Raw genomic sequence first — 13,428 nt, 5'->3', positions numbered from 1 at the left:
GGATGGAGCTGCCGCAGTTGCAGGGTACACTGCTACGTCAGACGGTTAACGGACTCCAGTGCAGAGAAGACGGAGACGGACGGAGATTGGGTAATTTCGATCCTTGCCGGGGCGTTCGCTGTGACATCGGGCGAGTAGAGATAGATGCTATTCGCGGCTTCAGAGGTGCGGATTCTGGTGAATTCATTGGCCAGGCTGATCGTTGAGGAGGAGGCAAGCGTAAGTTCTTTGACCCTCAGCTTGAACGTGACCAGAGTCTGATCTACTGCCGGAATCGCCTGCTGCCCGTTGCCCGCTTCAACCTGAATATCAATGCCGCGCATACTTGTGTTTTTTCCGAGATAGATGCTGCCGTCCACGGGACTCTGAAAATTGAACTGGAACAGGTTATCGACCTCATTGCCAGCCGTATAATTTCCTTCCGTATAGACCGAATGCTGTGTATATTCAAGGTTATCAAATACCTGGCTGTCATATTGGATAATGAAGTTAAGATAGCTGTAGCCAAGGTCATTTGGCGCGAAGTCTTTTAAATGCACCAGCACGGTAACTTCATCCCCCGGATTATAGGCCTCTTTGTCAGTGGTCACCACAACAGACATCGCAGGAGCGGTGGTATCCACTGCAGCCTCACGAATCATGGACATCATAAGCGGCAGTACCTTCATCCCTCTGATTGCCCGCTTGAATCTATTCCTTTTATTCATGTTACATCCCCCATTGCCATCATAATGATGCATCCCTATGCACGAATGATCTTGTATATGAACAATGGTAACAATTGTCACTGATAAAATACTGATAAACGTCGAACCATGGCGTAAAATATCGAAAAAATGCCGGGATTATAAATAAAATTCTAAAGCTCCTTTAGCCCATGCAGGAATTTCATCTCTGCAAAAGCCGATTTGTGAGTTCTGGATTTCCATCACCACCTCAGGTTCACTGGTGTTGTCGATAATGGTGACTTCATCTGAGATCTCTAATGCAGGTTTCAGGTTGCTTAAGGATTCACCGTATCTCCAGCGGATATCTTTTTCGGCAATCCAATGCCCTCCTTGCTCCACTCTTGAAGCTACCCGATCTATATGCATTTGTACATCCTGTAATCCAATATAATACATGACGACTTTATAACCTTGTTGCTTAGCTGTCTTCATGTGACGTAAGACAAAACTTCCCGATAGAGTAGTTTCTATAGCGAAGTCTTCTTTACGACTGATTAGTTCCCTTATTTGCTTTACAGCCTCTCGTCCAGCAGACAGATCTGCACTTCTGGGATTTTCCGGATTAATCCTCTTAGCAATCTGGTCAGGATCAATAATGATTCCAACATAGTCCCTCAACTGGAAACTAATTGTGCTTTTTCCAGCTCCATTAGTTCCGGCAAAAACCGTCATTACAGATTTAGATTCACTCATGACTAACAAGCTCAGTCCGGTTACCGGCTACATCATAAGTAATTTCGAATTTTTGCCCAGTGGCATCTTCACGAATTCGTTTCCCGTTTTTTATATGAGCATTTTGCATAATTCATTTGCAGGAAAAAGATAAGGCTATACTGCAAGTTAAATTTAGGTTTTGGGAAAAGAAGAGCAAAAATGGACAGACGGGCAGAATTTGCGGAATAGCTAAATTTTAAGCGGCCGTTACAACTCTTTGTCTCGATACAGCGAGCGCAGAAGCAAGCAGCACAATGGCATTCAAATATTGGTGAGTCGTAACTTTCTGAATGCCCCAAACATGCAATTGGTCTGCCGTTAGATAGGTCTTCATTCGAGAATTACAGCGTTCTACACTCGTTCGCTTGTTGTAGAGTTCCTTCCAATTCCGGCTTTCGCGGTGTGGTAATGAATAGCGGCGTAAATCGTCTTTGCTGCTGACCTTAACGACCATACCGTAATTGGACGACGAACAGGCCGTCATGCCTAAAGGACAATCTACTTTCCCCGTAGCGTGTGGACAACGAAACTTCAAACGTTCCTTTTCCTGTCCCCAATACGTCATTGGAAACCCCATCGAACAGTAAGGTGTCCCTTTGCTTGTCATGCCTGCAGGAGGTTCCTTTTCGTTCCGCGGATTCATGGGAATAATCGCTTGGGCGTTGACGCTGCGAGCCGTTTCGTAGTTTTTCATTTGGTCATATCCTGCATCCAGCATGAAAAAAAGAGGCTTGAATCGCTTGACGATTTCCTTCATGAGTCCGGGTCCCTCATCGCCATCATTCACATGAGCAGGCGTAACGTTTAGGGCAATCGGAAGTTCACTCTTCGTATCGACGGCCAGATGCAGCTTATAGCCAAACCACTTGACTTTGTTGCCAAACGTATCGAGTTTAACTCCCCAGTTGGCATTGCCGGTGAGCTCGCTTTTCCGCTTGGGTTCTTTTTTCTCATAGGCGCGAATCGCTGCGCTATCGATAGCGACATGCGTGCCGTCGATGATTCCAGCTTCTTGACACTGAGCGACAAGATCCTCAAATAACTGCCGGGCAAGGTTTTTACGGGCCAATTCGGCAAAAACCCGGCTTAACGTGGAAATGGAAGGGGCAGGGATATCCAGCCGAAGCCCACATTGGTAACGAAAACGAAGGTCAAACTCCAGTCTACGCGCTAGGCCAGTGAACGTATCGATGTTCTCTAAGGGAGCCGCGAGTAATGCGCGAAGAATGCCTTGACGGCAGTGCCCATCCGCTCCTCGGGGTGAAGGGTTTTTCAATTGCCTGGCATACGGTCGTAAGTCCAGTGCACTAAAAAAGATAGGCAGTCGTTCTTTCGATTCGATTTTTTGAAGCTCCTCAAAGGAAAATAGACTTTCTTGGAGAATATACAAAGGGGGCTTCCTCCTCTTGAGTGTTTTGGTTTGGTCACCAAAAAACTTCTCCAAGTTGGGGTGAAGTCCTTTTTTATATCCAAAATCCCTTTGTATAGCAAGGGTTTAGATTAATGCAAAATGCTCATATAATAGATAGAAGCTCCTGCTTTCTTGGCTTCTGCGACTGCATGCTGGTTTGCCTTTTTTAGTAACCGTTGTAATTCTTCTCTTTGGGGCAGCATTAGGATAGCACCTCACTTGAATATTGGGATTTATTTTATGTTAGTATAACACGATCCAATTCCCCCCTGAAAATACCCGGACCCTATCTACCCAGCCGACGGTATTCGTCCACGAACCAGTCCGGCAACGCATCGCCGGTCTCTGCGATGTAGGATTCACTGAACTGGGTGAATTTGCGCTGGGCGCGCAGGGGCTTGGCGGTCTCGTAATAGATGGCGATTAACCGCAGGGCGTAGCTCTCCTCCAGCGGCTCCAGCTCCGTCAGGCGCACGGCGTAATCTTCGGCCTCGTTAGGCCGTGCAGCCTGCACTAATCCCAAGGTAAGCTGCTCCAGCAGCTTGAGATAGAGCCGCCGGTATTTGTCACGTGCGGAATACACCCATAGGCTGTCCAGCGACTGAAGCAGATCACCGGTGTACAGAGCGGCGGCCTGCTGCATACCCTCTAGCTGGCTGCTTTGCAGCGCAAGCGCCGCAGCTTCCTGGAATTTCTCAATGTCCCCCTCAATCCCCCTCGATTCCAGCCTGTAGTTCTCCCTGCCGAAGGTCAGCTCAATCTTGTCCTCCAGCGCGGCTTTCTTCAAGGTGGTGCGGATCTGGTAGACCGTAGTGTGCAGATATTGCTTGCCCTTCTCGTAATTCCACTGCGGAAACACATCATTCAGAATGACGCTGACACTGCCCTGCCTGTGAATCCACAGATACGCAAATAATTCCTGGGCCTTGTGTGTTCTCCACTTCACCAAGCCCTGAGGGCTGGTTAGCTCATAATCCCCCAGGAGCCGGAACGCAGTTGTCCTCCCGGCTGCTCCAGTTGCTCCAGTTGCCCCGGCAGCCCCGGCAGCTGCAGGCGATAGGCGCTTACTGAGCAGCTTGTTCCAGGTCTTGAGCAGCCGCGAAGGATCAACGGGCTTCAGCAGATAATCCATCGCAGACAAGTCGAAGGCTTCGACAGCATAATTCCGGTAGGCGGTTACGAATACGATGTCTGTGTCCGGAGATACTGGCAACAGCTTTTCGGCAAAAGTGAGGCCGGACAGCTCCGGCATCTGGATGTCCAGGAATAGAACATCCGGCTTCAGTTCGGAAGCAGCAGCGAGGGCTTCGCGCGGGTTATCGTACGTCAGGACAGAGGATACTCCTTCACACTGGAGCAGCAGCCGCTTCATCTGATCCAGTGCCGGCCATTCGTCATCAATTACCATTACAGAGATGCTCATACTCAGGAGACCTCCTCCTTCCATGGGATTGTTATCAGTACATCTATACCTCCGCTGGCTCCCCGGGTAAGAATCAGCGGACGCCCGAACTGTGTGAGCAGCCGGCGGTTAATGTTCCGCAGGCCGATTCCGGTGCCTTCGCCATGCGAAGATCGGTAGTCGTCCTTCATCCACGAGGATAGCTGTTCATCGCTCATTCCCTTTCCGTTGTCCGAGACGGTGATCAGGATATCACCGCCCTCCTGCCGGGTGGAGATGATCACTGTTCCTCCGTCAATTTTCTCCATCAGTCCGTGACGAACAGCATTCTCTATAATGGGCTGCACAATCAGCGGCGGCAACGGGAATTCACTAACCTCAATATGATACTCGGCATTCAGCCGCTTCCCGAACCGGGCCTGCTCCAGTGACAGATAGGCTTCGATCAGCTCCAGCTCCTTCTCGAATGGAATGGCGGTCTCCTGGTTGCTGAAGTCGAAGCTGCCACGCAGGAAATGGCTCAGATCGTATAGCAGCAGCTGCGTCTTCTCGGTGTCACGCGTACTCATCCAGATGATTGTATTAATAGCATTGTACAGAAAATGCGGCTTGATCTGCGCACGCAGCATGGCGATCTCCGAGCTGAGCCGCTCGGAGACAGACCGCCTTAGCTGAACCAGCGTGTTAACCCGTCCCTTAAGATCGCTCCAGATATAAGGCTTATGGATAAAATCATTGGCTCCGGCGCGGAAGGCCGCCTCGTTGAAGTGAAGCTGCTGCCCGGCCGTAGCCATCAGGATCGGCAGGTCCAGCGGGGTGTAAGTCTGGCGGATGATCCTGCATAGCTCAAGGCCGGACATCTCGGGCATCATAACATCGATCATACAGAGATCGAAATTACGGTCAGCAGCCAGCAGCGCGAGCGCCTCCTTGCCGCTGCTGCGGCTTGCGATGCTGTAATTCTCCAGCGACAGCAGGTTGGTCAGAGCCTTCAGGCTGGCATAATCGTCATCTACGATCAGGATACGCGGCGCATAGGGAACGGCTTGTCCGCTGGACTGCGGCGGATTAGCCGACCGGTATTTCCAGAGGTCATCCAGCATTTCCGGCTGGGTATACGCTTGTCTTAAGAGCGCCTGTTCTCCGGCTTGGGCGGCAGCGGCGGCTTCCGATTCCTTGCCCGGAAGCGTGAAGGTGAATGTGCTGCCCCGGCCAACCCGGGAAGAGACGGAGATGCTCCCGCCATGCAGCTCTACCAGCTTACGGCTGATCGCAAGGCTCAGTCCGAGGCCTCCGGTCTCAAGGGAATCGGCCTCGCTCAGCTGCTCATAGTCATGGAAGATATACTCCAGCTGATCCTCGGGAATGCCCTTTCCGGTATCGGTGACGGCAATGGAGAGGAACTCCTCCTGCCAGGCGGCCTCGATGACCACGCTGCCGCGGTCCGTGAATTTCAGTGCATTATCCAGCAGGCTATAGAGGATCTGCATCAGCCGCTGTTCATCAGCCTGGACCAGGAAGCGGCCCGGCGGGATGTGATTTTTGATGCGGATGCTGCCCTTCTTGTTCAGGAACTGGAAGACCTCAATGACAATGGCTGCCACCCCCTGGACATCGACGGTCCCCCATTGCAGGGTGATGCGCTGGCGCTTGATCTGCTCATAATCGAGAATATCCCTGACCAGGAAGGCCAGCCTTCTGCCAGTACCGAGAATCAGCCGCATATCCTCCCGCTGGGACGGGCTTAGCGGTCCTCCGGCTCCCTCATGCATGGATAAAGCCACGTTAATGATGGCATTCAGCGGCATACGCAGCTCGGCGGAGGTCTTCAGCAGGAACTCATCCTTATCCCTGTCCTTGCGCTCCAGCTGCCGGGACAGCTGCTTAATGGTCTCGTAGGCATGGGCGTGGCGCGCAGACAGGAACAGCCCTTCGGCAAGAATGAAGATCGGACCGGCTATCGGCGGAACAGCGTAGAGTTCGGTACCGAAGAACAGATTGCTGGCTAAGGATAAGGTGAAGATCACTACAGCAATGACACCGATCAGCAGATAGTAGGAACCGGTCTCCCTAAGCAGAATGGCTTTGACCATAACATAGAACATATAGCAGACAGAGATGAAGCTGAAGGCCAGCAGCAGCCCTGTAATCCGCGAATACACAGTCAATGAGCTTAGCAGTACAACGATGCAGAAGCTTAAGGCATACACAGAGCAGATCCGCTTAAAGAGCCGGGAATAGAGTGCGGGAAACAAAGAATAGGTATAGCTGGATACACAATAGAACCCGACTACACCGGATACCGCCTGCAGCTTGTTGAATCCTTCATAAGAGAGGGAAGGAAGGTACTCGAGCAGCAGCTTCTCACTGTGCGTCAGCATATATAAGGCGATCATGAAGCAGAAGATAGCCAACTGAAGCGAGGACTTGTCCTCTTTGCGCTGAAAGCCCTGGCCGATGAAATAGCAGCCGATAAAAGCAAAGCCTGCCACCAGCAAAGTGTCGTAGGTCCGGTTCCGCTGGTCGATGGCAGTTATAGCAGCAAGGGTGCCAATCCGGATAGGCTCCGCAATGCCTCCGCTTGAATAGGTGAAATTGGACGTATGTATCAGAATCTCCGCCAGATTATCTCTGCTGTGAAAAGTCAGGGAATACGGATGATTGCGCGGCTTGGTGGTCTCCCGGGATTCCCCCGGCGTTCCGCTTCCGCCCAGCCGCTCGCCATTTACATATACCTCGCTGGCATTGCGGATATTGCTCACCTTGAGGGCGAAGGCGGGAACCTCCGGCGGCAGCTGAACCAGCAGACGGTAGGTTGCATATCCGTAGCGGGAGAAGCCGGTAGCCTCCGATGCCCGGCCCCAAGCGCCGGGCACGGACATATAGGCCGGTGCCTCTGCTTTTCCGGATAAGGTATCCAGCGGTTCCAGCAGCTCCTGCCAATAGAATTCCCACTTCCCTTCAAGCGGGTAGACGGCAGAATTATCGAAGGTGCAGGAGGATAAATCGGCCCATCCTGACCTTGGGCTGTAGCAGGCAGACGAGGAGCCGAGCAGGGGGATCAGCGCCACTGCGGCGAGCAGGCCGATGCATAACAGGGCGAGCACTCTTTTGGCCAGCAGACTATAATCAAATGTTCTCATAATTTCATCATATCTCCGGCAGCTTGCGCTTGTCCAGCCTGTTGATTACATATCCTTCTATTTCCCGCTGATACGGTATCGTCCATAAATTAGACAGTAAAGCCGCTTCTGATTGGCATCAGAGAAGCAGAAAGTATTGTATAATTGAAGCTCACTAGAGTACTTGAGGAGCGCTGAAGAAATGTTCTATATAGATATTATGTCATGGCTGACCGAGGAGCGCCTGTTGCAGCTGCTGGAGCAATACCGCTCGTTCGGGCCGCTGCCGGGTGTGGGGCTTACCTTCATGAAATCGTTCGTACCTCCGCTGCCGACTATAGCAATTGTAGGGCTTAACGGGGCGGTGTACGGGTTATGGCTGGGGTTCCTGTATTCCTGGATCGGTCTGGTCGCAGGCTGCACGGTCACCTTCCTGATTATCCGCAAGATTGCCGGACATCCCTACCTCACCAAATGGGCCAAGCGGCCCAAGGTAGCCAAAGCGATGACCTGGGTCCGCCAAAGCGGGTTCAGCTATGTGTTCCTGCTTAGCCTGTTCCCGGTAGGTCCGTTCGTGGTGATTAATATGGCGGCGGGTCTGGCCGGAATGCGGCTGCGTTCCTATCTTATTGCACTGTGTGCCGGTAAAGCCATTATGGTATTTGCGGTATCCTACATCGGCAATGATGTGCAGCGGTTCATCCGTCATCCGGCGGAAATCATCTATGTGCTGCTGTTTATCGGAGCTTCTCTGTGGGGGGTTAAAGCGATTGAAGCCAGGTTCGCCCGGCTGGCGCGGGAGCGGGAGCTGCGCGGCCAAGCGCCGCTACAGCACAAATAATTCACGAATTTCCTCGTCCTCTGTAACGCCTCTCTCCCCGGTATGAAGCCAGCTATTGGTGACAGCATTGTAGCGGTAATCCTTGCTCCATTCTCCAATATTGCTGACAATAGACTGTACGGCGAAGACCATATGCTCTACCTCCCGGTCCGTCATGATCGGGTGCAGGGACAGGCGGATCCAGCCCGGCTTCAGCGACTGGTCCCCGGCGTGGATCGCCTGGATAAATGCCTGGGATTGCGCCGGATTCAGCCCGAGCAGCTGATGGCCGTACGGACCGGCGCAGGAGCAGCCGCCACGCGCCTGAATGCCGAAGCGGTCATTCAGCAGCCGTACCGCGAGATTGTAATGAATCTCCTTCAGCGTGAAGGAGACAATGCCATGCCGCTTACGGTGTACGCCCTCCAGCACGGAGCAGCCGGGAATCTGCGCCAGCCCCGAGAGCAGCTTCCGGCATAGCTCTTGTTCACGGACGATCATATATTGTCCGGTTCCGTTCATCTGCTCCTTCAGCTTCACGCAGAGGGCGGTGCGGATCGCCTGCAGGAAGCCGGGGGTGCCCCCGTCTTCGCGGACCTCAACATCATCGATGTAGCGGCGTCCGCCCCAGCGGTTCACCCATACCACGGTGCCGCCGCCGGGCTCATCCGGCAGCCGGCCGGTGCTGAGCGCGGTGTCGAACAGCAGCACGCCGCCGGTTCCCGGACCGCCGAGGAATTTATGCGGAGAGAAGAAGATGGCGTCCAGCTTCTCCTGCGGGGCTGCCGGATGCATATTGATCTCCTGATAAGGGGCGCTGGCTGCGAAATCCACGAAGCATACCCCTCCATGCCGGTGCATGAGTGCAGCGAGCTGATGATACGGGGTCTCCATGCCGGTGACATTGGAGCAGGCGGTGAAGGAGCCGATCTTGAAGCGGCGGTTCCGGTAGATCGTCAGCAGCTCCCCGAGCTGCTGCAGATCCACCTCTCCTCCCGGCCCGGAGGGGACGGTAACCACATCGCCGAAGCTCTCCTGCCAGGGCAGCAGATTGGAATGATGCTCCATATGACTGATGAAGATAACCGGGCGCTCCTCCGGTGCGCAGAGGGTTTCCTGCTTCAGCCATTCCGGCAGCTTCAGGCCCATAATCCGCAGCAGCTTGTTCACCGCGCCGGTGGTGCCGTTGCCGCAGAAGAGCAGGGCATCTGCGGGGGCGGCGTTCACATGCTGCCGGATGATGCTCCGTGCTTCATGATAAGCCAGGGTCATGGTGAGGCCGGTGGTGTTGGAGTCGGTATGCGGATTGCTGACATAGGGGCCGAAGGTCTCCTGTATTTTGCGCTCGATCGGCTCATACAGCCGGCCGCTGGCCGTCCAGTCGGCGTACAGCAGCGGCTGCCGTCCGTAGGGGGTGGAGATCAGATGGCGGCTGCCGACAGTGTGCTCACGGAATGCCGCGAAATGCTCTTGCAGTGAAGACGGCGCGTCTGCCGCAGCGGCGCGGTGGATACTCAGCACGGACAATCCCTCCAGGCAATGAATGCTCTATCATTTGAGACGGATTCCGGCAGGCGCTGGTGCTGCGCAAGGCAAGTATCGTGTGAGTCGCAGCCTCTGCGTGCCCGCCGGGGGTAACCAATCCGTCTTCGTCTGCCTCAGTATATGCCCGGTGGCGTAATTAGGTTAAAGCCCATAGCCATCAGATGAAGAGCTGGATATCGCTCTCCAGCGCATCCTTCAGATACGCGGCGGCATCGATAATCTCCACCTCGGGCAGCAGCTCCTCCGGCTTGAAGCCCATGATCTCCACCGAGAGCTTGCAGGCGTAGAACTTGATGTTCTTTTTGCGCGCGCCCTTCAGGAAATGTATAAGCTTCGGTGCTCCTTGATCCTCCATCATCTCCTCCAGCATCAGCTTGCCGAGCCCGCTGAAGTTCATCCGCGAGAGCGGCAGCTGCTCCGGTCCCTTCGGAGTAATGACATCCATCAGCTTCTCATAGATACTCTTATCCTCTAGCGTCATAGTCTCCGGGTCCCGGACGAGAAACAGCCCCCAGAACGAGAAGAACATCGTAACCTCCACCTCAATATCCCTAGCCGCATTCGCCAAAATCAGCCCGGCCATCGCCTTGTCATACTCCCCGCTGAACATCAGCAGATTCAGTTTTTTGCCCATTCATCAGCCCTCCATCGGTATCCATAGAATGTCATTAGTATGGTTAGGGAGAGGGAAAGTATGCCTGCAGCCCGGCCGGAAGACACAGAAAAGGCTCCCTGGCGGGAGCCTGAAAGGTAAATAGCAGCTGGTACAGCGGCGTATGGCCCGAATGTATGCGAAAAACAGCATACATTGTGCTCACATACTGGCATATGGCCGAATGTATGCGAAAAACAGCATACATTGTGTTCACATGCAGGCGTATGGCCCGAATGTATGCGAAAAACAGCATACATTGTGCTCACATACAGGCGTATGGCCGAATGTATGTGGAAAACAGCATCTACTGGATGCGGATAGAGAGGGGGGCGAATGGTGGACGGGTTACTCCAGGTTGTCTCCAGTCAGCTATCCCCGCTCCAAGCAGCAAATGCACCGTGTCCCTCAATGCTCCTCTCCCTGCTCGGCCTCAGCCCGGCGGGCATTGTCATAGCGGCGGGCGGACAGCCAGATGCTGCCGGTGAACAGGACGATCAGGCCGAGGATAATGCCGAAGCGCCAGTCTCCGGCCTTGAAGTTGAGCTGAAGGACGGTAAGCACCAGGGCGACCTGGGTCCAGACGAGGGTCCGTTTGCGGAAGGCGGTAATGTCTCCGGCCATCTTCGGCATGCCGCGGATAATCCGGTACGCCAGGAGGGCGAGGATCAGCGCAAACAGGGCGGTTCCGGCCATTTCGCCGGTAGTCAATCTATTCATGTTCTCAGAATCCTTTCGGGTTAACATCGGATGAAGCTAATTATAACGATCTCCATACCCGCGTGCAAAGCATCCGGACAGCTTCAGGAGAACAGCTTGCGGATCTCATCGGCAGGCAGCGGAGGGAAGAAAAGGAATCCCTGAATATGCGGGCAATTATGCTGCACCAGGAAGGCCAGCTGCTCCTGCGTCTCGACCCCTTCGGCAATCAGGTCATAGCCAAGCTGGGAAGCGACGAAGACGATGGATTTGATGATGGTCTCATCTATGGAGCTGACGCCGATGCCTGTGATGAAGGTGCGGTCAATCTTGATTTTGTTCACGGGAAAATGCTTCAGGTAATTCAGCGATGAATATTTCGTGCCGAAATCATCGATGGAGACGATGATCCCGTGATCGCGCATCTGCTGCAGCAGCGGATAATGCTCCTCTAGTAGTGCGGTGCTCTCGGTGATCTCGAATTCGAGCACATCGGTATCCAGCCCGTACTCGTCAAGCACGGCGAACAGATTCTCAATCAGGTTACGGTTGTAGAACCAGCTGTTGGAGATATTGATCGAGGTCCGCAGCAGCGGCATCCCCAGACCGCGCCACTCGCAGAGCTGGCGGCACACCTCGCGCAGCACCCAATCGGTGAGCTGGATCATCAGTCCGGCTTCTTCAACGGCAGTGATGAACGTCCCTGGTCCAATCAGCCCCTTCTCGGGGTGATTCCAGCGGATCAGCGCCTCTATGCCGATCATTTCCCCTGTGATGGCGTTGATCTGGGGTTGATAATAAAGCACGAATTCTTCCCGTTCCAGGGCGGAGTGCAGATATTTGGCGATCATCGTCTTCTGCTCCAGCTTCTCGCGCAGCTCCCAGTCAAAGATGAAGTAATTGGTGTCCTCCTGCGACTTGGCCTGATACATCGACATATCGGCGAATTTCAGCAGATCGTCCGTATTCTGCGAATGCTCGGGGTACAGGGAGATGCCAATGCTGGTGGACAGGCTCAGATGCGCTCCCGAGATCAGGAGGGTCTGTGAGATCAGCGTGCTGATCCGCCCGGCGATCACAGGAATATCCGTGTGCGGCAGACCCGCGAAGATCATCACGAATTCATCTCCGCCGGTACGGGCGAACAGCTTGAAGGGCAGGCTCCCGGATTTGAGCCGTCCGGCCAGGGTCTTGATCACCTGATCCCCCGTAGAGTGGCCGAGCGTATCGTTGATCTCCTTGAACCGGTTCAGGTCGAAAAAGAATAAGCTATAGGTCTGTGTGGGCTCCGAGCTCTGCAGCAGACGCTCAAATTCGTCCATGAAGAACCGCCGGTTGGGGATCTCCGTCAGACTGTCGTAGTGCGCAAGCTTTTCATAGAGACGCTTGGAAATACGCAGGTCCCGGGTCCGGATGCTGACCACCCGTTCCAGCTCACGGTTGAAGCGGCTCTGATACCAGAAAATATATAGAATGAAGGCAATCACCAGCAGAAAAGCAATATCGATCCACAGTACGCTGAGCAGCACCTGCCATTTCTTATGCGATTGCATGGAAGTACCCATCAGCCAGTGCTGATTATAGGTGTTCACGGGAACCGTAAGCTGCGGGTCCTTCGAATGGGCTTCATTGCCGAACAGGAAGGTATGATCCTTGGTGGTGACAGATATTTTGCTGTCCTTATACACAAGCTGGTTAACGATATTATCTATCTTTACGGTGACGGAGACGATGCCCTCCAGAGAGTTATCCTTATAGATGGCCTGCCGGATCACCATGCCATAGCCGCCCTGGGCAAGTGTGCGCGGACCGTCTATTGTAATGCTGCGGGAGCGGAGCGTTTCTTGGATCATGCCGGGAGAGGCCAGGGAGGAATCCAGCAGCAGGCTTCTGCCGAGCAGTGTCGAATTACCTTCAAGCGGGTAGAGGTAGCGGATCAGACCATCCGGAGCGATCATGATATTCGTGACATTGCTGGTGTTCTTGGCGTGTGCGGTGACCAGGTAGCTCTGGATTAGTGCAGGATCGGCAGCGAAGCCGACGGTTTGGATAAAGGAGCTGACCCCTTTCACAATGGCCACCCGCTCTTCGATGTTCGAGGCCAGCATGACCGCCTGTGAGGCCAGATCCGCCTTCTCGGCTCTATATTCCCGGGCTAGGGATACGGAATAATAATAGAACAGGCAGAGCTGCAGGATGATGATGAAGCCGATGATGATGCTTAAAGGCTTTTTACTAAGGAAAGCCATGGATTGCCCCCGATACCGGAAAAATAAAAGCCGCAGATGTCAAAGTGTATAATAAGCGGTTCCTAAACCGCAGGGAAATGTCGATA

General features: G+C 53.7%; 10 protein-coding genes. 1 reads left to right on the top strand and 9 read right to left on the bottom strand.

Annotation, left to right across the window (positions count from 1 at the left end):
- Positions 1-32 precede the first annotated feature (32 nt).
- From MKY86_RS29705 to MKY86_RS29685, 5 genes are all read right to left on the bottom strand, one after another.
- On the bottom strand, positions 33-707 hold the full coding sequence (locus tag MKY86_RS29705; RefSeq protein WP_076086390.1) for a cohesin domain-containing protein: 675 nt from the start codon (positions 705-707) through the stop codon (positions 33-35).
- A 138-nt stretch (positions 708-845) separates the two neighbouring features.
- Positions 846-1,421 carry a zeta toxin family protein gene (locus MKY86_RS29700; RefSeq protein ID WP_076086387.1) on the bottom strand — a complete coding sequence of 192 codons (576 nt, stop codon included), beginning with the start codon at positions 1,419-1,421 and terminating at the stop codon, positions 846-848.
- A gap of 217 nt (positions 1,422-1,638) precedes the next feature.
- Positions 1,639-2,832 carry a transposase gene (locus MKY86_RS29695; RefSeq protein ID WP_076078203.1) on the bottom strand — a complete coding sequence of 398 codons (1,194 nt, stop codon included), beginning with the start codon at positions 2,830-2,832 and terminating at the stop codon, positions 1,639-1,641.
- A gap of 307 nt (positions 2,833-3,139) precedes the next feature.
- Positions 3,140-4,276 (bottom strand): response regulator, encoded by a 1,137-nt coding sequence (locus tag MKY86_RS29690; RefSeq protein WP_076080978.1) that lies wholly within the window; start codon positions 4,274-4,276, stop codon positions 3,140-3,142.
- A gap of 2 nt (positions 4,277-4,278) precedes the next feature.
- A complete protein-coding gene (locus MKY86_RS29685; protein ID WP_076080976.1) occupies positions 4,279-7,398 on the bottom strand; it encodes an ATP-binding protein in 3,120 nt (1,039 codons plus the stop codon).
- A gap of 181 nt (positions 7,399-7,579) precedes the next feature.
- On the opposite strand from MKY86_RS29685, the gene MKY86_RS29680 reads away from it, so the two are divergent.
- The gene (locus MKY86_RS29680; protein WP_036728222.1) at positions 7,580-8,218 is read left to right on the top strand and encodes a TVP38/TMEM64 family protein; all 639 of its coding nucleotides are present in this window, start codon (positions 7,580-7,582) and stop codon (positions 8,216-8,218) included.
- Here MKY86_RS29680 and MKY86_RS29675 read toward each other — a convergent pair.
- The 4 genes from MKY86_RS29675 to MKY86_RS29660 all read right to left on the bottom strand — a co-directional run bounded on the left by MKY86_RS29675 (position 8,204) and on the right by MKY86_RS29660 (position 13,342).
- Complete coding sequence (locus MKY86_RS29675) at positions 8,204-9,718, bottom strand: aminotransferase class V-fold PLP-dependent enzyme (RefSeq protein WP_083685390.1); 1,515 nt, start codon at positions 9,716-9,718, stop codon at positions 8,204-8,206. The genes MKY86_RS29680 and MKY86_RS29675 overlap by 15 nt on opposite strands.
- 181 nt (positions 9,719-9,899) lie before the next feature.
- Positions 9,900-10,376, bottom strand: coding sequence for a DsrE/DsrF/DrsH-like family protein (locus MKY86_RS29670; RefSeq protein ID WP_076080972.1), 477 nt, complete (start codon positions 10,374-10,376; stop codon positions 9,900-9,902).
- 426 nt (positions 10,377-10,802) lie between these two features.
- Positions 10,803-11,114 carry a hypothetical protein gene (locus tag MKY86_RS29665; protein WP_076080970.1) on the bottom strand — a complete coding sequence of 104 codons (312 nt, stop codon included), beginning with the start codon at positions 11,112-11,114 and terminating at the stop codon, positions 10,803-10,805.
- A gap of 83 nt (positions 11,115-11,197) precedes the next feature.
- Complete coding sequence (locus MKY86_RS29660) at positions 11,198-13,342, bottom strand: bifunctional diguanylate cyclase/phosphodiesterase (protein WP_076080968.1); 2,145 nt, start codon at positions 13,340-13,342, stop codon at positions 11,198-11,200.
- Positions 13,343-13,428: the final 86 nt, after the last annotated feature.

This window comes from Paenibacillus sp. FSL R7-0333 (assembly GCF_038000365.1).
In the GTDB taxonomy this organism is placed as follows: Bacteria; Bacillota; Bacilli; order Paenibacillales; family Paenibacillaceae; genus Paenibacillus_AQ; species Paenibacillus_AQ silagei.
The sequence above is the reverse complement of the archived record's forward strand: the minus strand, read 5'-3'. Positions and strand labels throughout refer to the sequence as shown.